General features: G+C 63.2%; 19 protein-coding genes and 1 tRNA gene. 10 read left to right on the top strand and 10 right to left on the bottom strand.

Translation table 11 applies throughout. The features are described from left to right. Positions 1–45: 45 nt before the first annotated feature. Both SALLO_RS16675 and SALLO_RS0110665 read left to right on the top strand, forming a co-directional pair. The gene (locus SALLO_RS16675; protein ID WP_022836293.1) at positions 46–3,411 is read left to right on the top strand and encodes an efflux RND transporter permease subunit; all 3,366 of its coding nucleotides are present in this window, start codon (positions 46–48) and stop codon (positions 3,409–3,411) included. A 147-nt stretch (positions 3,412–3,558) separates the two neighbouring features. Further along, complete coding sequence (locus SALLO_RS0110665; protein ID WP_022836292.1) at positions 3,559–3,867, top strand: hypothetical protein; 309 nt, start codon at positions 3,559–3,561, stop codon at positions 3,865–3,867. A gap of 77 nt (positions 3,868–3,944) precedes the next feature. Here SALLO_RS0110665 and SALLO_RS0110660 read toward each other — a convergent pair whose 3' ends face one another. From SALLO_RS0110660 to SALLO_RS16670, 3 genes are all read right to left on the bottom strand, one after another. Then, positions 3,945–4,163, bottom strand: coding sequence for a DUF433 domain-containing protein (locus SALLO_RS0110660; protein WP_022836291.1), 219 nt, complete (start codon positions 4,161–4,163; stop codon positions 3,945–3,947). Positions 4,164–4,603: 440 nt separating this feature from the next. Beyond that, a complete protein-coding gene (ribH, locus tag SALLO_RS0110650) occupies positions 4,604–5,077 on the bottom strand; it encodes a 6,7-dimethyl-8-ribityllumazine synthase (RefSeq protein ID WP_022836289.1) in 474 nt (157 codons plus the stop codon). A 44-nt stretch (positions 5,078–5,121) separates the two neighbouring features. After that, positions 5,122–5,940 (bottom strand): PHP domain-containing protein, encoded by an 819-nt coding sequence (locus SALLO_RS16670; protein WP_022836288.1) that lies wholly within the window; start codon positions 5,938–5,940, stop codon positions 5,122–5,124. A 196-nt stretch (positions 5,941–6,136) separates the two neighbouring features. Here SALLO_RS16670 and SALLO_RS0110640 point away from each other — a divergent pair, with 196 nt between their 5' ends. Genes SALLO_RS0110640 through SALLO_RS0110630 form a run of 3 tightly spaced genes read left to right on the top strand, consistent with a single transcriptional unit; the run spans position 6,137 to position 8,859 of the window. Beyond that, positions 6,137–6,673: an HIT family protein gene (locus SALLO_RS0110640; RefSeq protein ID WP_028567152.1), complete on the top strand. Its 537-nt coding sequence runs from the start codon at positions 6,137–6,139 to the stop codon at positions 6,671–6,673. 39 nt (positions 6,674–6,712) lie between these two features. Beyond that, on the top strand, positions 6,713–7,819 hold the full coding sequence (locus SALLO_RS16665) for a lysylphosphatidylglycerol synthase transmembrane domain-containing protein (protein WP_022836286.1): 1,107 nt from the start codon (positions 6,713–6,715) through the stop codon (positions 7,817–7,819). Continuing rightward, positions 7,816–8,859: a DUF72 domain-containing protein gene (locus SALLO_RS0110630; protein ID WP_022836285.1), complete on the top strand. Its 1,044-nt coding sequence runs from the start codon at positions 7,816–7,818 to the stop codon at positions 8,857–8,859. Before SALLO_RS16665 ends, SALLO_RS0110630 begins: the two co-directional genes overlap by 4 nt. On the opposite strand, the gene SALLO_RS16660 is transcribed toward SALLO_RS0110630, so the two are convergent. The 3 genes from SALLO_RS16660 to SALLO_RS16655 all read right to left on the bottom strand — a co-directional run bounded on the left by SALLO_RS16660 (position 8,860) and on the right by SALLO_RS16655 (position 13,330). Next, positions 8,860–9,756, bottom strand: a complete 897-nt coding sequence (locus tag SALLO_RS16660) for a DUF4249 family protein (RefSeq protein ID WP_022836284.1) — start codon at positions 9,754–9,756, stop codon at positions 8,860–8,862. 7 nt (positions 9,757–9,763) lie between these two features. Next, positions 9,764–12,073: a TonB-dependent receptor gene (locus SALLO_RS0110620; RefSeq protein ID WP_228702803.1), complete on the bottom strand. Its 2,310-nt coding sequence runs from the start codon at positions 12,071–12,073 to the stop codon at positions 9,764–9,766. Positions 12,074–12,265: 192 nt separating this feature from the next. Next, on the bottom strand, positions 12,266–13,330 hold the full coding sequence (locus SALLO_RS16655) for a peptidylprolyl isomerase (RefSeq protein ID WP_084696331.1): 1,065 nt from the start codon (positions 13,328–13,330) through the stop codon (positions 12,266–12,268). Between the two features lie 379 nt (positions 13,331–13,709). Between SALLO_RS16655 and SALLO_RS0110610 the strand changes: the two genes are divergently transcribed. From SALLO_RS0110610 to SALLO_RS0110600, 3 genes are all read left to right on the top strand, one after another. Then, a tRNA-Glu gene (locus tag SALLO_RS0110610) sits at positions 13,710–13,784 on the top strand. Between the two features lie 243 nt (positions 13,785–14,027). After that, on the top strand, positions 14,028–14,867 hold the full coding sequence (locus SALLO_RS18250) for a DUF2911 domain-containing protein (protein ID WP_022836281.1): 840 nt from the start codon (positions 14,028–14,030) through the stop codon (positions 14,865–14,867). A gap of 40 nt (positions 14,868–14,907) precedes the next feature. Next, on the top strand, positions 14,908–15,678 hold the full coding sequence (locus tag SALLO_RS0110600; protein ID WP_028567150.1) for a DUF6503 family protein: 771 nt from the start codon (positions 14,908–14,910) through the stop codon (positions 15,676–15,678). 24 nt (positions 15,679–15,702) lie between these two features. On the opposite strand, the gene SALLO_RS0110595 is transcribed toward SALLO_RS0110600, so the two are convergent. Both SALLO_RS0110595 and SALLO_RS0110590 read right to left on the bottom strand, forming a co-directional pair. Further along, positions 15,703–15,981, bottom strand: coding sequence for an Lrp/AsnC family transcriptional regulator (locus SALLO_RS0110595; protein WP_022836279.1), 279 nt, complete (start codon positions 15,979–15,981; stop codon positions 15,703–15,705). A 328-nt stretch (positions 15,982–16,309) separates the two neighbouring features. After that, the gene (locus SALLO_RS0110590; protein ID WP_028567149.1) at positions 16,310–16,798 is read right to left on the bottom strand and encodes a single-stranded DNA-binding protein; all 489 of its coding nucleotides are present in this window, start codon (positions 16,796–16,798) and stop codon (positions 16,310–16,312) included. Between the two features lie 224 nt (positions 16,799–17,022). Between SALLO_RS0110590 and truA the strand changes: the two genes are divergently transcribed. Both truA and SALLO_RS0110580 read left to right on the top strand, forming a co-directional pair. Then, a complete protein-coding gene (gene truA, locus SALLO_RS0110585; RefSeq protein WP_028567148.1) occupies positions 17,023–17,793 on the top strand; it encodes a tRNA pseudouridine(38-40) synthase TruA in 771 nt (256 codons plus the stop codon). A 39-nt stretch (positions 17,794–17,832) separates the two neighbouring features. Continuing rightward, on the top strand, positions 17,833–18,690 hold the full coding sequence (locus SALLO_RS0110580) for a TIGR02757 family protein (RefSeq protein WP_022836277.1): 858 nt from the start codon (positions 17,833–17,835) through the stop codon (positions 18,688–18,690). Here SALLO_RS0110580 and SALLO_RS16645 read toward each other — a convergent pair. Both SALLO_RS16645 and dnaJ read right to left on the bottom strand, forming a co-directional pair. After that, the gene (locus SALLO_RS16645) at positions 18,618–19,163 is read right to left on the bottom strand and encodes a flavin reductase family protein (protein ID WP_022836276.1); all 546 of its coding nucleotides are present in this window, start codon (positions 19,161–19,163) and stop codon (positions 18,618–18,620) included. The two genes, SALLO_RS0110580 and SALLO_RS16645, sit on opposite strands and share 73 nt — an antisense overlap. Positions 19,164–19,260: 97 nt before the next feature. Beyond that, positions 19,261–20,394 (bottom strand): molecular chaperone DnaJ, encoded by a 1,134-nt coding sequence (dnaJ, locus tag SALLO_RS0110570; protein ID WP_022836275.1) that lies wholly within the window; start codon positions 20,392–20,394, stop codon positions 19,261–19,263. Positions 20,395–20,451: the final 57 nt, after the last annotated feature.

Below are 20,451 nucleotides of genomic sequence, written 5' to 3'. Positions count from 1 at the left end.
TCGATTCATCTCCTCTTTCACATGCTGTAATCAAAAACTTTTGCTATGGCTCAAACAAACGGTCTTGCTGCTACGATTGCCCGCGGCTTCATCAACTCTAAGCTAACGCCTTTGTTAATGGCCGCCTTCTTGGGGATCGGTCTATACAGCGCGTGGCTTACGCCAAAGGAGGAAGATCCGCAAATTGAGGTTCCAATGGCGGACATAGCAGTGCGCTACCCGGGGGCTACCCCGCAGGAGGTGCAGCGGCGCGTAGCGGCCCCCCTTGAACGTCTGGTTTCCAACATCGCTGGGGTCGAGTATGTCTACGCAACGTCGATGCCCGGCCAGGCGCTCGTGTCTGTGCGATTTTATGTGGGCGCGCCTTCCGAGCAGAGCATGGTGAAGCTCTATGAGGAGATGCTCAAGCACATGGACCAGATGCCGCCCGGTGCCAGCATGCCGCTCATTCAGTCGCGCGCGGTGGACGATGTGCCGGTGCTCACGCTTACGCTCCACAGTGATGATCCCAACTACCACAGCTACCAGCTGCGCCGCATCGCCCATGAGATGGCGACAGACCTAAAGACAATCAACGGCGTAGCGGCCGTGAACGTGCACGGAGGCCATAAGCGTGCCTTAAACGTTACGCTCGACCCAAACCGTCTCGCGGCCTACCACCTCGATCCGGTATCCATCGCCCAGCAGATACAAGCGGCTAACCGTCAGACCGATGCAGGCACTTTTGAGCATGGCGACACGTCGTTCCTTGTAGAGACGGGCGCATTTCTTTCCTCTGCTAAGGAAGTCCGCAATCTTGTAGTAGGCATGCACCAGGGGAGCCCCGTTTACTTGAAGCAGGTAGCCACTGTACGCGACGGGCCCGGCGAACCCAGCCAATACGTGGCTTTTGGCTATGGCGCAGGCCACGCCACGCATGTAACAGATCATGAAGCGCCTACTGCTACACAGGCGCAGCCGAACCCAACGCATGGCGGACTCCAGCCAGCGGTCACTATTGCCGTTGCCAAACGGAGCGGGCAGGATGCCATGACCATTGCCGAGCAAGCACTCGACAAACTGGCGGTCATGCAATCGACGCTTGTGCCCGATGAAGTAACAGTGACGACCACGCGCAACTACGGTGAGTCTGCCTCCGATAAGGTAAGCGAGCTGTTGCTACACTTGCTCATGGCCATTGCAGCGGTAACGCTTATCGTTGCGCTGGCGATGGGCTGGCGGGGCGGCCTCGTTGTGTTCCTGTCGGTCCCTATCAGCTTCGCCCTCACCCTGTTCGTGTACTACTTTTTTGGCTACACGCTCAACCGGATTACGCTGTTCGCGCTCATTTTCGTGACCGGTATCGTGGTGGATGACTCCATTATTGTTGCGGAGAACATGGAGCGTCACTTCCAGATGAAGCGGTTGCCTAAGTTCCAATCGGCGCTGGTTGCAATCAATGAGGTGGGCAACCCGACTATCTTAGCCACGCTCACTGTGATTGCCGCCGTTTTGCCCATGGCCTTCGTCTCGGGCCTTATGGGACCATACATGAGCCCGATGCCCATTGGGGCATCCATGGCCATGACGTTCTCGCTGATCGTGGCACTAATTATCACCCCATATCTCGCATATCGCCTCATCGCGAGCCATAGTGCGGAAGAGGAGGGAGAACCGTCGGACTACAGCCTTGAGGACACCGCTATCTATCGCACCTATGCAGCCACCATCGAACCGCTGCTCAACAGCTCATGGAAGCGGTGGACGTTTATTGGCGTGACGGCCGCGTTGCTTCTTGGCTCCATATCGCTTTTCTACTTCCGTGCAGTTACGGTCAAGATGCTGCCGTATGACGACCAAAACGAGTTTCAGGTTATTGTGGACATGCCCGAGGGCACTACGCTAGAGCGCACCAACGCTGTGCTCCGTGAGCTTGCTGCGTACCTAACCAGCCAGCCTGAGGTAACCAACGTGCAGACGTATGCCGGCGATGCAGCGCCGGTCAACCTCAACGGTCTTGTGCGGCACTACGACATGCGCTCGGCACCGCACCAAGGGGATATTCAGGTGAACTTAGTGCCTGCGCACAGCCGTGCGGAGCAAAGCCATGCCATTGCAAAGCGCATGCGCGGGCCGCTTCAAAACATTGGTGCCCCTTACGAGGCTAACATTAAGGTGGCAGAGGTGCCCCCCGGCCCGCCCGTTCGTGCAACGCTTGTCGCTGAGATTTACGGGCCTAATTTCGAGACGCAGCTTGCATTGGCCGACAGCGTCAAACAAGTGTTTGAGGCCACGAAGGGGGTGGTGGATGTTGATTGGCGCGTAGAAGCCGATCAAACGAAGTACACGTTTACGATAAACAAGGAGAAGGCGATGCGCGCCGGCATCCCGGCTGCCCGCATAGCACAGACGATGCGGCTGGCCCTTGGGGGCCAAGAGGTTACCACAATGCACCTGCCCGAAGAGCGTGAGCCGGTTAGCGTGCATATGCAACTGAGCCAAGAAAACCGCTCCAGCTTGGCTGATCTTAAGAATCTACGCGTGAGGGCAGGAGGCAACGCTGTGCTTGCTCTTGCTGACCTTGTCACGATCGACAAAACGGTGCGCGCCAAACACATCGACCGAAAAAACCAACAGCGTGTCGTTTATGTGATGGGCAACGTGGCAGGCGCCATTGAGAGCCCCGTCTATGCCATACTCGATATGGAAGAGCGACTGAATGCTATCGAGACACCGAAAGGCTACTCGCTTAGCCAGCTCTACACTGACCAGCCCTTTGCTTCCAACGACTACGCACTGAAATGGGATGGCGAGTGGCGTATTACGTACAAGGTCTTTCGCGACCTCGGCATCGCCTTCGCTATCGTGTTGCTCATCATCTATATTTTGATAGTTGGTTGGTTTCAAGATTTCATGGTGCCGCTTGTGATGATGGTTGCCATCCCGCTTTCGCTTATCGGTATTGTGCTTGGGCATTGGCTACTCGGGGCCTTTTTCACGGCCACGTCTATGATTGGCTTTATTGCCCTAGCTGGCATCATGGTACGGAATTCCGTCCTGCTCATCGACTTCATCAACCTGCGGCTGGCCGATGACGTGCCATTGCGACAGGCGGTGGTGGAGGCTGGAGCTGTACGCACGCGCCCCATCCTTCTGACGGCTGGCACTGTGGTCATCGGCGCTGTGGTCATCCTTTTTGATCCGGTCTTCCAGGGCCTTGCAATCTCGCTGATGGGCGGTTCTATCGCTTCTACTGCGCTGACGCTCCTTATTGTACCGCTCATTTACTTCATGATACGGAAGGAACTGGCAGATACTACACTTGTCAGCGGGCCCACGAACGGCATGTCGGCAGAGGCTCCATCGTCCGATGGAGACAACGCCCCTGCCGCTCCATCGGAAGACGCACCAGGTGTGGACGACGAAGAATGAATAGTCACCAAGGGCGGTTGTGTGCTGGGTGTTGACGAATCTGAGATCGTACGCTAGCAATCCTGGATTAGAATCTTGGAGCACGTCCCTTTCCAGCATTGCACACCGCCGTATTTCCGCTACTTACTTCTCTAATTCTCTGTTGCTATGAAGCTTGTTGCCATCATGAGCCTCGACGTGTATCGCGATGAGTTGCATCGCATCTACCGTAATCACAAAATTCAGGTGTTCAGCGAGATTGACATCGAAGGCTACCACCACAGCCAACCCTCGCCGGCAACGGCAATCGGATGGTTCGGGCGATCAAACTCGCCAGCCTACTCGACGCTGACGTGGGCTTTCCTGGGGAACGACCAGGCGGACGACCTGATGGGCGCAATCAAGGAATATAACGATACCCATAACCTCGACCATCCCGTCCGTGCCTTCGAGATGCCCGTCGACCGCGCGGTTTAACGCTCTCTAGTTTCGAAGGTCGATTATCGAGTGGGTGGGTTTCGCCTGCTCACTTCTCTGGTCGGCAAAGAAACGCATTACACCGCCACCTCAAACTCTGAAAGATCCCGCGCATAGCTCAGGCATGCCGCTACGTCTTCCGGTTCTAAATCGGGAGACTCCCGCTGGAGGTCTTCCGTCGTGGTGCCGTTGGCGAGGTAGCCCAGAATGAGGCTCACGGGAAGGCGTGTGCCTTTTAGGCGTGGCTTTCCCTTCAGTACGTCAGGTGTGCTGACGATGTGTTCTTGCCAGTTCATGATCCTGCTTTGCGATATGGGAACGCACAATCCAAATCGGCAAACCTTCGAGCAGGCGGAATGCTTCGATGATGCGTACAGCGACACATAACCTATAGTTATGTCAACGCTCTTGACACACGCCTGTGCATCTGTTAAGAGCAAGCGGCTAACATGTCCTAGACGTACAATTGGCCTGAGCGAACTCCAACCTGCATCCTCTCCGTTTCTTGCCATGGGTGCCGCTCCACCGACACGGCACGACCGCGTTCGTGCAACCTGTCGCTGCTTGCGATATAGCCGCCGCACGGAGACGCCGTACGTCCGCTGGATTGTGCGCGTCGTCCGGTTTCCCGGTCTGCGGCGGCCGCGCGGTACGAAGCCCGATGGAAAAGATCTGAATGCGTCATTCCGCATCCGAACGATGATGGACGCGCTCGCCGTTACTACCGCAGCCCGCGTTAGGCCGTGGGGAGCTGCCGCATCACGTGGGCCATCTCGATGGCCGCGCAGGCTGCGTCGGCGCCTTTGTTGCCGGCCTTGGTGCCGGCCCGCTCGATGGCTTGCTCAATGGTTTCGGTGGTGATCACGCCAAAGATGACGGGCACCTCGGTGTCGAGGGCGGCCCGCTGCAACCCGCTGGCCGCGCCGGAGCACACGTAGTCGTAGTGCGTGGTGGCCCCGCGGATGACGGCCCCCAGCCCAATGATGGCGTCGTACGCTCCGCTCTGCGCGAGGCGACGCGCCGCCACGGGCAGCTCGAGCGCGCCGGGGCACCACACCACGGGCGTCTCCTCGGTGTCGGCGCCGTGCCGCTTGAGCGCCTGCAACGCGCCGTCGAGCAGCTGCTCGGTGATAAATTCGTTGAAGCGGCTAACGACAATCGCAAAGCGGGCGTCGCCAGCCACGAGCGATCCTTCGATGAAACGCGGCATGAGCGGGGCGGCTTGGAATGGAAGACAACACACGAGCGCTACGCCTACGCAATGGCTTCGCACAGTCGTTCCCAGTGCTGCCGTGAAATCCCGTACCGCCCGCGGCGCGCTTCGTGCGCGGGCTCCCCGTGGTCGTCCGAACCGCCGGTCTGCAGCAGCCCGTGGCGGTCGGCCAGCTGGCGGTAGTAGCGCACCAGGTACGGCTCGTGCGAGGGATGCATCACCTCCAGCCCGTCGAGCCCGGCGTCGATGAGGGCCTGGATGGTGGCGGTGGAGGTCCAGTGCCCCGGATGCGCCAACACGCCCACGCCCCCGGCGGCGTGCACGCGCTCCAGGGCGCCGGCGGCCGGCACGCCGGGGTTGGCGACGTAGGCCGGCCGCCCCTCACGCAGCCACTCGCGAAACGCGTCGTCTTCGGTGGCCACCCAGCCGCCGGCCACCAGCGCGCGGGCCACGTGCGGCCGCCCCCATACGTCGGGCACGGGCGTGGTCGCGGCTCGCACGTCGTCCATGGTCAGCGGAATGTCGTGGGCGTTGAGGCGCTCCAGGATGGCGTGTAGCCGGGTTTCGCGTGTTGTGCGGTAGGCGTCGAGGTGCGCCTGCATGGCGGGGTGCTGCGGCGCACATCCGTAGGCGAGCAGGTGCACGCCGGTGCCGTCGACCGTAACGCTGAGCTCTACGCCGGTGCAAAACTTGAGTCCGGCCTGCGTGGCGGCTTGTTGCGCAGCCTCGACGCCCGCAAAGGTGTCGTGGTCGGTGATGGCGAGCGCCGCGAGTCCGGTGCGGGCGAGCGCTGCAACCACCGCGCCGGGCGCGTCGCGGCCGTCGGAGCAGTGGGTGTGCAGGTGCAAATCGGCGTACATAAAACCGCGCGTTGTATGAACGTAACACGTGCTTGGCGTACGTCGCGGCCCGCCAATTGATCGTGCCACCGGGCTCCTCCCGGGGCGGCCCTTCGGTTTTATGTGGAAAACGCTTGCGCAAACCGCTTCCACAAGAACCGTATCCTGGGCGCGCCAATAGAACGCCTGCATACGTTTCCGTAATTTGGTGCTGCTCATGAATCGACTGTGGAGTCCGTGGCGCGCCGCCTACGTGGCCGATGCGAACACCTCAACCGACCGCCCCGAGGCGCCATCGGTGTTTGCGGCCATCGCGGCCGACGATGCCGACGAGGACAACCTGGTGCTGTGGCGCGGCGAGCATGTGTTTGTCGTCATGAACCGCTATCCGTACAACAACGGCCACTTGCTCATCGTGCCGTACCGGGTAGTGGCTGCGTACGATGCGCTGACGACGGCCGAGCAGCGGGCGCTTGCGGCGGCCACCGATCGGTGCATCCGCTGGCTGCGCACGGCGCTTCAGCCCGATGGCTTTAACGTGGGCATGAACCTGGGCCGCGCGGCGGGCGCGGGCATCCCGGACCACCTGCACCGGCATGTGCTGCCGCGTTGGGCGGGCGATACCAACTTCATGACGGCGACCAGCGAGACGCGGGTGCTGCCCGAGTCGCTCCGCGATACCTATCAGCGGCTGCGAGCGGCTATCGACGCTGAGGATACGTCCGACGGAGCCTCGTCGCCCACTGCTTCGTAACGTGCCTGTGCCTGCTGCCCTCCCCACCTGTTCCGTTTTATGCCCGCCTCGTCGCCCGTCTCCATACGAAACGTCGTTGGATCGGCGCTGCTGAGCCTGCTGGTGCTGGCCGGCTTGGCCTACTACACGTTCGATCTGTCGGCTTTTCAAAAGATTGTGAGCCACGTGAATGCGTGGTGGCTCGTGGCGGGGCTGGGGCTGGTGGCTGTGCGCGCGTTCTTGGGCGGCTGGCGCCTCAAGCACGTGTCGCAAGGCCGCCTGAGCCTGGGCATGGCCACGCGGGCGCAAATTGCGTGGGAGTTTTTCTCCAACGTGACGCCCTCGGCTGTGGGCGGCGGGCCGCTCACCATGGTGTTCATTGCCCGCGAGCGGCGCATCCCGATGGGCGACTCGTCGGCGTTTATGCTGTTCTCGATGCTGCTCGATCAGCTCTGGTTTGCGGCGACGGTGGCGTGCTTGCTGGCCTCGTCGTTCGTGATACCGCTCATTCCGCCCAGCGTGGGCACCATCGGGCAATGGGCCTTTGGCGGCTACCTGCTGATTGTTATCGCGTGGGCGTCGTTTTTTGCGTACGCGCTCATCTTTCGCCCCAGCTTGCTGGAGTGGGCCGCCGATCGCCTCTTTCGGCTGCCGTACCTGTCGCGCTTCCGTGAACGCGTGATGCGCGAGATGAAGACGTTTGCGCGCCGCGGGCGTCGGCTGCGCAGCGAGTCGGCGGGGTTCTACGTAAAGGGCTTTCTCATCACCGCCGGCATGAACCTCTCGCGCTACGCGCTCATTGTGGCGGTGGTGTGGAGCGTGTATCCGGCGGCGAAGGGCCTTTTGCTGATGCTTCGCTCTGCGACGCTTTCCATGGGCGGCCTCATCATGATTACGCCCGGCGGCGCGGGCGGGCTGGAAGGGCTCTACGCCGTGCTCATCGGTCCGCTCATGCCCGCAACCCTGATGGTACCTACGTTGCTCACGTGGCGCCTGCTGGGCTTCTACCTGTTCATTGCCGTGGGTGCCTACATCTTTACGCGGCACGTGCAGCGGCATCCGCTCGCGGCCCGCGAGATGTCGTCGATGGCCCAGGAGCACACCAACGGATCGGCCGATACGGCCGCCCCCTCACCGGCTTCTTCTTCGTCCTCTGCTGCCCCATGAGCACTTCGTTGCCTGCACGGTCCGACCGCACCGCCGCCGTTGAACGCTTCGACTTTCGCTCGGTGCATCCGCGCCTCCGCTTTGGCACGGCCAGCGATCGGTACGCGGGCTGGATCGGCCAGATCTACCCGGAGGGCGCCTACGACACCACCGCGCGCCGCCGCACCCTCGCGGGCCGTCGCTTTGAGGAACGCAAGGTGCCCGTCGCCTCCGTCGCGGATTACTTCCAGCATTTCAACGTGCTGGAAATCGACTTTACGTTCTACCAGCCGTTGCTTACCGACGATAACGCCCCGTCGCGTACGCTCCACACGCTGCGCACCTATGCCGCGCATGCCCCCGCCGACGCCCGCTTTTTGGTGAAGGCGCCGCAGCAGTATATTGCACGCTCGCTGCGCCGCGGCGGCGACTTCGTGGCCAACGACACGTTCCTAGCCCTCGACGCCTACCGCACCCGCTTCCACGCGCCGCTGCAGGAGTGCCTGGGCGACCGCCTCGCCGGCATCATCTTTCAGCAAGAGTACCAGCGCACCGCCGACAGCCCCTCGCCCCAGCAGAACGTGGATACGCTCGATGCGTTTTTTGCGCCACTGGCCGGCGATGTGCCGCTGCACCTTGAACTGCGCTCCGAGCATCTGCTCACCGACGTGTACTTCGATTGGCTGGCCACGCGCGGGCTGGGCTTCGTGTTTAGCCATTGGACCTGGCTGCCCATGATCCGCGAGCAGTGGTCCTTGTGCGACGGGCGCTTTACGAGCGGCCCCGATGAGGCCGTCGCCCGCCTGCTGACCCCCCGCGACATGAAATACGCCGACGCGTACGCTGCCGCCCATCCGTTTGACGCGCCCGCCGAGGCGCTTGCCGAGACCCCGCAAGCCCACGCCATGGTGCTCGACACCGTCGCCCTCGCCTATCAGGCGCTCGATGCCGACGTGACGCTGAACGTGGTGGCCAACAACCGCGCCTGGGGCAACGCCCCCGACCTGGCCCGCACCATCGCCCAGCGCTTTTTGGCCGAGGAAGAAAAGCGCGCCGCGTAGCTACTCCGGCCGCGTGATGCGCACCGCCTGCTGCACGCGGGCGTAGCTGCCAAACACGCCGGTGCCGCCCTCTACGTGCTCAATGATGTTCGGAATTTCGCCGGGGGCAAGCGCGCCTTGCTGCGCCGTTTGCGAGCGCAGCATATCGAACAGGTTGTCGTCCGGCACGCTGATGGCAACGCGGTTTGGCCCGTAAAACGCCACGCCAATCCAGGGCAGGTCGACCGTAATGGTACCGTCGGGGTTGGTGGTAAAGTTGGCGGCGTTCAGCAGCCCCGAGGTGACGAGCCGCAGCTCCTCGATGGGCTGCTCTGCCGGGTCGTACGAGTCGGCGTAGAACGGGGTGAGTTGATTGACGAGCTGCGAGTCGGGCCGGGTGAAGTCGAGCTGCGAGGTCACCGAAAAGATAACGGAGAGCGGGCGGGCGCCCACGTCGCTACGCGTGATCCGAAAGGACGGCTGCGCGCCGCCTCGGAACGGCACCGTGGGGTTGGTGGCGCGCACGATGCTGAAGGTGTCGGGCACGGTGGTGGTGGCCTGCAGGCGCGTGCCATTGGCCAGCGTGGCGCGCAGCCGGTACGTGGCCCGCGGCGCAACCTGCACGCCCGGCGTAACGGGTACGTACACCCCGGCCGAGTCGCCCGCTACGTACGGATACGTGGCCTGTACGGTTTGCCCATCGGCGCCCAGGCGCTCCACCACCACCGTGGCGCCGGTAAGCCCCGGCAGCGGGTCGGTGCTGTTGACGGGCGCCGCGCGCGACAGCCACACCGGCGCGAGCGAGTCGCCCGCCACCTGGTACGACTGCACCACGGCCTCGGGGCGCACATCGTTTGAGGCGGTATCGCATCCCACCCAACTTCCAACCAGCAAGAGCAGCAGAAGGCAGCGTCGCATGATGTTTTTAAAACGTGAGGGTAAGCGATAGATTGGGAAGCGGCACCGGAATTTGCGGCACCTCGGTACGCGTGACGGTACCGTCGTTTTCAAACTCGAACAGATAAAACCAGGGGTTGCGCCGCCCATAGGCGTTGATGACCTGCAACTGCGCCGTGTATTCGACGCTGCCCCACCACGTGCCGGCGCGCTCAATGCCCACGTCCAGCCGATGATACGGCGGCAGGCGCTCGGCGTTGAACGGACTTACGAGCACCACGCGCGGCTGCACCTCGGGCGAAAATGGGTCGTTGAGCGTGTAGCGGAATTGGGGTTCGGTGTACGGCTGTCCCGTTGCAAAATTGAAGGCCGAGGTGAGGGTCCAGTGACGGCTCAGGTCGTACGTAGCCGTCAGGGTTACGTCGTGGGTGCGGTCAAACTTGGGCGTGTAGAACTGCGGGCCGTCCGTCTCGGAGACGTTGACAAACGGAAACTTGCGCTCGGTGCGGCTGAGGGTGTAGCCCAGGAGCCCGGTGAGGCGGCCGCGCCCCTTGCGCAGCAGCACCTCGAGCCCATAGGCGCGGCCCTCGCCGAAGCGAAAGGCATCGGCATAGGGCAGCCCGGCGCGGTCGGGCAGGAACGGGTTGAGCTCGAACAGGTCGTTCATGGTACGGCCGTACGCCTCCACATCGAGCCGCCATGACGGCGTCAGCTGCGCCTTAACGCCCAGGGCCAGCTGGTCGCCCCATGACGGCGGCACGCCTTCATCGGCAATCAGCCACGTGTCAAATCCGGTAAACAGCTCGCTCGATTCCAGCGTGATGAACTGGTAGTACCGCCCGCCAGCGGCCTGCAAGCGCACCTGCGGCGTCAGCTGGTAGTCGACGGCCAGGCGGGGCGCCACGCGCCAAAACGGACCGCTGGCAAAGTAATTGCCGCGCAGCCCCGCCGTGATTTCCCACGCGGGCGCCGGCCGGTAGCGATCTTGCACGTACACCGACGTGTACGCGCTGCCCACGTCCTGCTGAAAGGTTTCGCTGCCGTCAAACGTATTCCGCAGCCCAAACGACAGCGCGCCGGTCCAAAAGCCCGCCTTTACCGTATGCACCGGGCTCGGCGTCCACTCTACATCGCCCTTCAGCGAGGCGTCGATCACCTCGTTACGCTGCGTAAACCGCGTACCATTAATGGTAGCCACCGGCGTGCTCAGGTAGCGCGAGAAGGTGCCTGTCAGGTTGGCAAAGACGGTGTTGGAGAACAGGTGCGTCCAGGTGCTGCTGACGGTTTGGTTGCCGTACTGGATGTCGAACCGGCCATCGGCCAAAAACTCGATGTTCAGAAAATCCTGCCCGCCGTACAGGCCCAGGGTCACCGTGTCATTGGGACCGACGCGGTAGGTGGCTTTCGCGTTGACATCGTAGAAGGAGAAGCTATCGGGGATGCCGTCTACGTTAGCGCTGCGCAGCGCCGCCAGCAGGGGCTCTAGGGTGGAGCGCCGCACCGCTACCATGTACGAGCCCTCGGCGGTCGAGTCGCCGCGCACGTCGAGCGGCCCCTCCACGTAGGCGCGGCCCGAGAGGAGGCCCAGGCTGAGCCCGCCTACGGTTTGGCGCCGGTTGCCCTCCTTGTTGTACACCGCCAGCACGCTGCCCAGGCGGCCCCCGTACGTGGCCGGGTAGGAGCCCTTGTACAGCGTCACATCCTTGATGGCATCCGGGTTGAACGCCGAGAACAGGCCAAAGAAGTGCGTCGGGTTGTAGACGGTGGTGCGATCGAGCAGGATGAGCGTTTGGTCGGGGCTGCCGCCGCGCACGTAAAGGCCGCTGGAAAAGTCGGAGGCCGACTTGATGCCCGGCAGCCGCTGCAGGGCGCGAAAGAGATCGGGCTGCAGCACGGTAGGCAGTTGCTTGACGAGCGCCGCGTCGATGGAGGTCACGCCAATGGACTGCGATGCCTCGTCCTCCGCGCGCGCGTCGGTGACCACCACCTCCTCGGCGCGAATGCCGGTGGGCTGTAGGGCAATGTCGAGCCGCCGGGTTTCGCCGGGCTGCAGCACCACGGTCGTTTCAAACCGCTCGTAGCCCACGTACGACGCGACCAGGGTGAGGGTATCGGCCGGCACATCGGGAATGATGTAGTACCCCGAACTGTTGGTGGCCGCGCCGCGGCTCGTGCCCAGCACCGCCACGTTGGCCCCAAGGAGCGTTTCGCCGGTGGCGGCATCGCGCACGTACCCGCTAATCGTCGCTGTTTGCCCGGCGGCCGGGGGGGCGAGAGGGACAAACCACAGAACAAGAAGCAGCCAGCGCAGGCGCATGAACACGGGAGCGTTTGGCACAAGAAGAAAGAGACGCGATTGTCTATCCAGACTTACGACTGACAAAAGGAACGCGTTACGTCTGGTTCGTGAATATGTTGACGGAAACGCGACCCACGCCCGCCACAAAAAAAGCCCTCACCCAACCGCGTGGTTGGGTGAGGGCTTCGGATGTTGCTCCGATGAACGATACAGGCGCGAAGCTGCGGGGGCTTACGAGCTGCTTCCTTGCTGCTCCTTCATCGGCTGATCAATCGACAGATCGGTTTGTACGATCTCCGGATTGGCGCGCACGGTTACCTGCCGCATGAGCTCGTCGAGCTCGCTGCGGAACGCCTCTTGGCGTTTCTCTTGCACGAGCGCCTGACGGGCCCGCGTGGTATCCATCGGGGTGCCCGCGTCGGTGAGGCGAATCAGGTGAAACCCGAAGCGCGTGCGCACCGGCTCTTGCGTCACGTCGCCGGAGTCTTGCAGTGCAAAGGCGGCCTCGGCGAACGGCTCCACCATCCGGTCGCGCGAGAACATGCCCAGGTCGCCACCGCGCGTGGCCGACGGCCCCTCGCTATGGCGCCGCGCCAAGCCGGTAAAGCTCGCACCGGCCTCCAGGCTATCGAGAAGGGCCATCGCGGCTTGACGGGCCGAATCGACTTTCGTCTGCGGCGCATTCTCCCCTACCTTGATGAGAATGTGCTGCGCCCCAATGCGACGGTTTTCTTTGCTGTATTGCTGGATTTCCTCTTGCGTCGGAGCGCTGGCTGTTTTCATCAGCTCGTCGCGCAGCATCCGCTGGCGCATCTGGTTGGCCATGATGCCGCGCAGCGAGTCGCGGGTGAGGTTGTTGGACTGCAAGGCTTTCTCGAAGGCTTCCTCGCCCCCCATCCGCATGATCTGCTGCTGGATGGCCTGGCTGATGCGCGCCGAATCGGGCTGCAGGTTGCGCTCCTCCGAAGCGCCCCGCATCACGTGCTGCGCCACAAACTGGTTTACCACCGCCTGATGGATGCGGTCCATCTGGCTCATCCGCTGGTTTGGTGGCATGCGCTGCATCACGAAATTAAGCTGCTGCTGGTAGTTGCTCGCCTCTAGCGTATCGGTCCCATAGGGCGACGACAAAACCAGCGCGTATGTCGAATCGGCAAGCGGATCGCCTACAGCATACGGGGTGGGGTCATCAGACGATGATGTGTCGGAGGACGAGCTTTCGCTTTGTCCGCATCCGGCACCAATCAGGCCAATGCTTACCACCAACAGCATCGCCCACAAGCGCGAAATCTTCATAAGGGTGTTTTTTCTTTCAGACGTAAGATGAATGATCGTCGCGCACACCGGCGCATAGTACGGCGGAAAGACGTACAGGCCCTTCTCGTTTGCGGCTCGCTGCACGCTCCCGTCCAAAACGCCATGCGCATGCCACGTTGCCGTGTGCAACGGGCCGGGGGCTGTTAAACGCCTCCGCGGATTCGTCCGCACGCTGACGTTTAAGCAGATCCCAAGCCATATCCTGCGCATGGTGTGCGCGTCGGTGGTCGCACGCACCGACAATTAGACATGTTTCTTTGCATCTTTGATTTGGGAACGCTATACTACGTGTCCTGTTGGATATCGCATGAATCTGAAACCCCAAGGTGGGACGTACGTCGGACATGGTGTGTTACCTGCCGCGTTCGTCTAGCCTGGTCCAGGACGCCGGCCTCTCACGCCGGTAACACGGGTTCAAATCCCGTACGCGGTACACATTGTAGCAGTACGCCTTGCAGTACGATCCCCTCGAGGCGCTGGCCATCTTCCTCCCTCCCCCCCGGGCCAGTGCCTCTTTTTTTGTCTCTACGGTTTTTTGTGGGCCGGTCGCCGTGGGCTCACACGTCGCGGCATCGTTGCCTCTTCGCATTGCGATCGCCCCGGCGCGTTCTTACCATTCAGGCAACCATGCCTGCCCACCACTGCTTCGCATCCGATGCTCCGATCGACCTGCTGTTTGCTGCTATCCGTTGGCCTCTTGCTGATCTGCCGCCCGGCGCACGCCCAAGAACGGGGCGACCAGCTCCCCCGCGTGAGCCCAAACGCCTCGGTCACCCAAACGATTGGACTGACCAACGTGGCGGTCTCCTACGGACGCCCCAGCATGCGCGGGCGCACCATCTTTGGGGAGCTTGTGCCCTACGGCGCGGTGTGGCGTACGGGGGCGAACGAAGCCACCACCATCTCTTTTTCGACGCCCGTGCAGATTAAGGGACAGTCGCTTGCGGCCGGTACGTATGCGCTGTTTACCATCCCGCGATCCAATACCTGGACGATCATCTTCAACCGTCAGGCGAAGCAGTGGGGCGCCTACAACTATGACAAGGCCGAGGACGCCCTGCGCGTGGATGTGACGCCGCAGTCGGGCGTCACGCGTGAGATGTTTACCGTGACGTTTACTGACGTGTCGAGCACGGAAGGCACCTTGATGCTGCACTGGTCGGACGTCCGTGTGCCGGTGCCCCTCTCCGTTGATACGCCTGCGCTGTTGGCCGCGCGCGCGGCGCAGGCCATCGACGAGTCGACGGACTGGCAGGTGCCGCTGCAGTACGCGGCCTACGCCTTGTCGAACGATCTGATGCCCGAAACGGCGCTGCAGTGGGCCGAGGCGTCCATTGCCCGCGCGCCGCACTTCCAAAACCTGGCGGTGAAGGCCCGGCTGTTGGCGCAGCTGGAGCGCTACGAAGCCGCGGTGGCCGCGGCTGAACGTGCCCTAACGCAAGCCGAGCAGGCCAGCGAACCGCCGCGCGGCGTGGAAGGGCTGCGCAACGACCTGCAGTCGTGGAAGCAGTCGTAACCGCCGCATGCCCGATTTCCTTGCACCTGACATCTGCCGTATGCGCTGCGTCGTTTATGCTCTTGTGGGAAGCCTGCTGCTCGTTTGGGCCGGGTGCGAACCGTCTTCGCCGCCGCTGTCGGCGGCGGCCGTGGTAGACAGCGCGCGGGCCGCGCATGGAAGTGCGCGCTTGCACGATGCCGTCGTCCGCTTCACCTTCCGCGACGCCCGCTTTACCCTCCGGCAGAACGACGGGCGCTACCGTTACGAGCAAACGTTCACCGATACGCTCGGACGGCGGGTGGTGGAAGGGCTAAGCAACGACAGCGTGTACCGCGCCATCGACGGCACGCCGGTGCGCCCCTTGCCCGACAGCGCGCGCGACGCCATCGCCACGGCGGTGAACTCCGTGCGTTACTTTGCGCTGCTGCCCGGCCCGCTCAACGACCCCGCCGTGCAGCTGGGCCCGCTGACGCGCGACACCATCCGCGGCGTGCCCTACTATCAGGTGCCGGTCACTTTCCGCAAACAGGGCGGCGGCAAAGACCACGAGGACGTGTTCGTGTACTGGTTTCATCCCGAGACCTTTGCCATGAACTACCTGGCCTATGCCTACGGCGTGGGCCCTGGCGAGTCGTTCGGGACGCGCTTTCGGGTGGCCTATAACGAGCGCCGCGTGGGCGGCGTGCGCTTTGCGGATTTTCGCAACTACACCGACACGACGCTCGCAGCCGATCAGTTGGGGCGCTACCCCGAGCGCATGGCCCGCGATGCCCTCACGCTGGTGTCGCGCATTGCGCTGGATAGCGTGCGGGTGGAGCCGCTTCCCTAGCGCGGAGCGGATAGCGACCAAGGGCTAGCCCATCCCGATGGAAAAGAGGCGCTCCAGGTCGTGCGAGGAGTAGACCCGAAACCCGATGAGCGTCTCGGAGTCGGTGATGCCTTCGATGCCGCGGATGTGCTCGGTGACGAGCGCGGCCAGCGCGTCGTTGCTTTCCACGCGCAGAATGGCCACGAGGTCGTAGCGGCCGGCCACCGAGTGCACCTCGCTGACGCCGCTGAGCGTAACGAGGGCATCGGCTACGTCGTTGACGGCATCGCGTTCGGTGTGCAGGAGTACAATGGCAGTTACCATAGATTCAGGTGTTGAGTTGGAGGGCGTCGGTTGGGTACAACATACAACGCGGGCCGCGCATCCCCAAACCGACCCGGCGTCTGCGGGCATTCATTTCTCCCGATGACGCATGGTTTTTGGTTTTTTGTGCGTTGCACGTGCAGCTACGTAGTCAGCCGTGAGAGACCATCTGAACCGTTGACGGCACGATTGTGCATCCTAGAGGGCCAATCTCCGCAGATGAAATCCTCGGGGGCAAAGCAAAAGGCCCTGCCGGGTGGCAGCGCCTTTGCCTGATGCCTGTCTTCATGAAACGGCGACACAAGCGCCGCCGCGGAGCCGTGGGTGACTAAAACGGCAGATCGTCGTCCGGCTCAAAACTGTCTTCTTGCTGCGAACCGCTGCCGCCACTCGACCCTTGCTGCTTCCGGGATTCTTGGGTTTGGTCGAAATTGTCCGGGCGGCTCTGGTCCGGCAGGCCGCCGCTGCGGCCGTTGCTGCGGCCTTCGCCGCTCAAGAACAGCACCTCACGGGCGCGCACCTCGGTGCGGTACTGCGTCTCGCCGTCTCGATCTTCCCACGAGTTGGTTTGCAGTTGGCCTTCTACGTACACTTGGCGCCCCTTGCTGAGGTACTCGCCGCACGTCTCGGCCAGGCGGCCCCAGGTAACCACGGTGTGCCACTCGGTGCGATCTTGCCACTCGCCATGCTTATCTTTGTAGCTCTCCGTGGTCGCAATGCGCAGGTTGCACACCGCGGTGCCGCTGTTGGTGTAACGCAGGTCGGGGTCTTGCCCCAGGTTGCCAATCAGGATTACTTTGTTTACGCCGCGAGCCATAGGTCTGAAGTCGTTGTGGTATCGGAAAACGCGAGAACCGCAAAGCTGTATGTAGCAAAACGCTTACGCACGACGCCCGCGGATTATCCGGACGCGCAAGCCCTCCGCACATGAAAAACACACATGAAGCGGTTCTGGGGAGATAGACACACCGGTAACGGGAACGTAACGTGCGGCGTTCGGCTTCTGTTGGATGGTTCTTGCTTGTACACGTTTCGCTGCCTGTGCCCCGCCTCCGCCTGCTCATTGAATACGACGGCGCCGCCTTCCACGGCTGGCAAGTGCAGCCGGATGTGCGCACCGTGCAGGGGGCGCTCGAGGAGGCCCTCGCCACCATGGGCCACGCGGTGCGCATAACCGGCTCGGGACGCACCGATGCGGGGGTGCACGCCCGCGGGCAGGTGGCGCACGTCGACCTGCCGGCGACGGTCGATCCGTTTCGGCTGCGGCGCTCGCTCAATGGCCTCACGCCCCCGGGCTGCGCGGTGCGCGCGATCACCGAAGCGGCGCCCGACTTCCACGCGCGCTACGATGCCCGCCGGCGGCGCTACCACTACTACATCAGCACGCAGCCGCTGGCGCTAGACCGCCACCGCCGCGCGTTTATCCGCCCCGTGCCCGCCATGGATCGCATGAACCGCGCGGCCCGCGACCTGTTGGGCACGCACCACTTTGGCGCCTTCTGCCGCACGCAGTCCGACACCGAAAACCGCGTGTGCACCCTTTTTACGGCCAAGTGGCGTGCCGGTCCGCGCCCGGGCCTGTGGCGCTTCGTGGTGGTCGGCAATCGCTTTTTGCATGGTATGGTGCGGGCCCTTGTGGGCACCTTGCTCGACATTGGACACGACCGCCGCCCGGTCGACGCCCTGCCCGACATCCTGGCCACGCGCGACCGGCGCGCCGCGGGTCCGGCGGCCGATGCCCATGGCCTCGTGCTGGAATCCGTGCGCTACAAAACGCCGCTCGCGTGGCCCACGTTAGCGTCCAACCGCTGATGCTGCTTCTGCTCCTTTGTTTTCCGTTCCGCCCCCTGCATGCCTGCTCCTGCCCCTTCGCTGCCCGACGCCCTCCGCGACCTGAAGCGTTACCTCGACGGCCTCGTGGCGCGCTACGAACAGCCCGCCTTCATCGACCACGACCCCATCGGCATCCCGCACGGCTTCGACGATCCAAAGGATCAGGCCGTCATCGGGCTGTACGCGGCCCTGCTCGCGTGGGGACGGCGCAGCACCGTCATCAACAAGCTGGAGGAGCTGTCGGCGCGCATGGACTACCGGCCGCATCGGTTTGTGTGGACGTTCGATGCGGAACGCGACGCGGCCGCCCTCGACGGCTTCGTGCACCGCACCTTTCAGCCAACCGATGCCTTCTGGTTCACGCACAACCTGCACCGCGCGCTCCGAACCCACGGAAGCATCGAAGCCCTCTTTGCCGATCACCTATCCCCCGACGCCCCGCACGTCGGGCCGGCCATTCAGGGGTTTAGCACCACCCTCCTGAACGCCGATCCGCGCACGCCGCAGCGCCTGCGCAAGCACCTGGCGCGGCCCGCGGCCAAGAGCGCCTGCAAGCGGATCAACATGTACCTGCGGTGGATGGTGCGCCCCGGGCCCGTCGATTTTGGGCTGTGGACGCGCATCACCCCCGACCAACTGCTGCTACCGGTGGATGTGCATGCCGGACGGCAGGCCCGCGCGCTTGGGCTACTCGACCGAAAGTCGAACGACTGGAAGGCGGTGCAGCGCCTCACCGACATCTGCCGCCGCATGGCGCCGCACGACCCGGCGCGCTACGACTTTGCATTCTTTGGCATTGGCGCTCACGACGACGCGCTCGATCCGCGGTTTACGGGCGAGAACCGCTTCGACCGCAGCGTGCTGCCCACGGCGTGATAGTCGCGCTTGTAGTACAGCACCGCGCCCGCATCGGGCGGCAGCACCACGTCCATCACGCGGCCCACAAAGAGGGTGTGGTCGCCTGCCGGAAGCGCCCCGTGCGGCGTGCACAGGAGCACAGCCGACGTATCGGCCAGCACCGGCAGCCCGTCGGCCCGGCGCTCATGCGCCACGGGCGCCCACAGCTCGTCGGCCGATAGGTCGGGCAGGGCAAAGTGCTGCGCCAGGTGCGCCTGTTCCTCCGTAAGCACATGCACCGCGTACCGCTCGGCCCGCTCCAGCAACGCATGCATGCTGGCATCGTGCGCCACGTTGAAGCTCACCAGCGGCGGCTCAAGCGCAACGCTCGTAAACGACCCAATCGTGATGCCGCGCCCGCCCGACGGACCGGCGGCCGTAACAACAACAACGGGCGAGGGCACGCGGCGCATCGCCGAGCGAAAACGTTCGGATGTGGAGGGATCGGACATGGAATGAACCTTGGCAACGGTCAATAAAACAAAAACGCACGCGCCGAATGAGCCGACGCGTGCGCAGCAGAAGCGCTAGGTGGTGGAAACGCTCGCCTTACGAAAACACGTCACGGACGCGGTTGAAGAACGACTTCTTCGGCGTGCCCGGTTCCGGGTCGGGTTGAAAGTTTGGATGATCGTAGAGTTCTTCGAGGATCTCAAACTCGTCGTCGTCCAGTTGCTGCGGCGTCCACACGTGCACCCGAATCATCTGGTCGCCCGTGCGATTGCTGTTGAGGTCGGGCAGGCCGCGCCCCTTCATACGCAGGATGCGCCCCGGCTGCACGCCGGCATCCACCTGCAAGCGCGCACGGCCCTTCAGGGTTGGAATTTCCACCTCGGTACCCAGCGTAGCTTCGGGGAAAGACAGGTGCAGGTCGTAGTAAATGTCGAGACCGTCGCGCACAAATTCCGCGTGGTCTTTCTGCTTGATCTCGATGCGCAAGTCACCCGCCGGACCGCCGCGCAAGCCCGCGTTGCCCGCGTCGGAGATCGTGAGGTAGTTGCCCTCCATGACGCCCGCGGGCACCGTTACCGATACGGTTTCTTCGCCCTCTAAGCGTCCCTGACCGCCGCAATTTTGGCACTTGTTTTCGATGATGCGGCCCTCGCCGTTGCACTTCGGACACGCCTGCACGTTGACAAACTGCCCAAACACGGATTGCGACACCTGTCGCATCTCGCCGGTGCCGTCGCACTGGTCGCACATCACGTAGTTTTCGCCCTCCAGGCCGCCTTCGGCCCCGGTGCCGTCGCACACCTCGCAGGCGGTGTACTTACGCACCTTAATGTTTTTCTCAACGCCCTGCGCAATCTCCTCCAGGGTAAGCGGCAACGTGACGCGCAGATCGCTGCCGGGGCGCCCGCGGGTGCGCCGCGAGCGGCCGGAAGCGGCGCCGCCAAAGATGTCGTTGAAGGCGCTGAAGATGTCATTGATGTCCTGAAAGCCGACGCCGTTGCCGCTTTCGCCGAGGCCCGCGTGGCCATACTGATCGTAGCGCTGGCGCTTTTTGGGGTCGGAGAGCACCTCGTACGCCTCCGCCGCCGCCTTAAACTTTTGCTCCGCCTCCGGATCGTCGGGGTTGCGGTCCGGGTGGTATTCCATGGCCATCTTGCGATAGGCCCGCTTGATGTCTTTGTCAGAAGCGCTGGAATCGAGGCCCAGCGTGTCGTAATAGTCCTGCGGCATGAAGGGCGTGTGGTTAGGGGCAGAGCGTAGGCGAGAGGCAGCGTCAACGCTGCAACG

The organism is Salisaeta longa DSM 21114, assembly GCF_000419585.1.
Taxonomy (GTDB): Bacteria; Bacteroidota; Rhodothermia; order Rhodothermales; family Salinibacteraceae; genus Salisaeta; species Salisaeta longa.
The sequence above is the reverse complement of the archived record's forward strand: the minus strand, read 5'-3'. Positions and strand labels throughout refer to the sequence as shown.

Excerpts from the sequence above, each read along its gene's own strand:
- SALLO_RS0110640 (WP_028567152.1), top strand. The coding sequence starts at position 6,137 with ATGAATCGACTGTGGAGTCCGTGGCGCGCCGCCTACGTGGCCGATGCG.
- SALLO_RS16665 (WP_022836286.1), top strand. The coding sequence starts at position 6,713 with ATGCCCGCCTCGTCGCCCGTCTCCATACGAAACGTCGTTGGATCGGCG.
- SALLO_RS0110580 (WP_022836277.1), top strand. The coding sequence starts at position 17,833 with ATGCCTGCTCCTGCCCCTTCGCTGCCCGACGCCCTCCGCGACCTGAAG.
- SALLO_RS0110595 (WP_022836279.1), bottom strand. The coding sequence starts at position 15,981 with ATGGTAACTGCCATTGTACTCCTGCACACCGAACGCGATGCCGTCAAC.
- SALLO_RS16655 (WP_084696331.1), bottom strand. The coding sequence starts at position 13,330 with ATGAAGATTTCGCGCTTGTGGGCGATGCTGTTGGTGGTAAGCATTGGC.
- SALLO_RS16675 (WP_022836293.1), top strand. The coding sequence starts at position 46 with ATGGCTCAAACAAACGGTCTTGCTGCTACGATTGCCCGCGGCTTCATC.
- SALLO_RS0110590 (WP_028567149.1), bottom strand. The coding sequence starts at position 16,798 with ATGGCTCGCGGCGTAAACAAAGTAATCCTGATTGGCAACCTGGGGCAA.
- dnaJ (WP_022836275.1), bottom strand. The coding sequence starts at position 20,394 with ATGCCGCAGGACTATTACGACACGCTGGGCCTCGATTCCAGCGCTTCT.
- SALLO_RS0110630 (WP_022836285.1), top strand. The coding sequence starts at position 7,816 with ATGAGCACTTCGTTGCCTGCACGGTCCGACCGCACCGCCGCCGTTGAA.
- SALLO_RS0110600 (WP_028567150.1), top strand. The coding sequence starts at position 14,908 with ATGCGCTGCGTCGTTTATGCTCTTGTGGGAAGCCTGCTGCTCGTTTGG.
- SALLO_RS0110665 (WP_022836292.1), top strand. The coding sequence starts at position 3,559 with ATGAAGCTTGTTGCCATCATGAGCCTCGACGTGTATCGCGATGAGTTG.
- SALLO_RS16670 (WP_022836288.1), bottom strand. The coding sequence starts at position 5,940 with ATGTACGCCGATTTGCACCTGCACACCCACTGCTCCGACGGCCGCGAC.
- SALLO_RS16645 (WP_022836276.1), bottom strand. The coding sequence starts at position 19,163 with ATGTCCGATCCCTCCACATCCGAACGTTTTCGCTCGGCGATGCGCCGC.
- SALLO_RS16660 (WP_022836284.1), bottom strand. The coding sequence starts at position 9,756 with ATGCGACGCTGCCTTCTGCTGCTCTTGCTGGTTGGAAGTTGGGTGGGA.
- SALLO_RS0110660 (WP_022836291.1), bottom strand. The coding sequence starts at position 4,163 with ATGAACTGGCAAGAACACATCGTCAGCACACCTGACGTACTGAAGGGA.
- ribH (WP_022836289.1), bottom strand. The coding sequence starts at position 5,077 with ATGCCGCGTTTCATCGAAGGATCGCTCGTGGCTGGCGACGCCCGCTTT.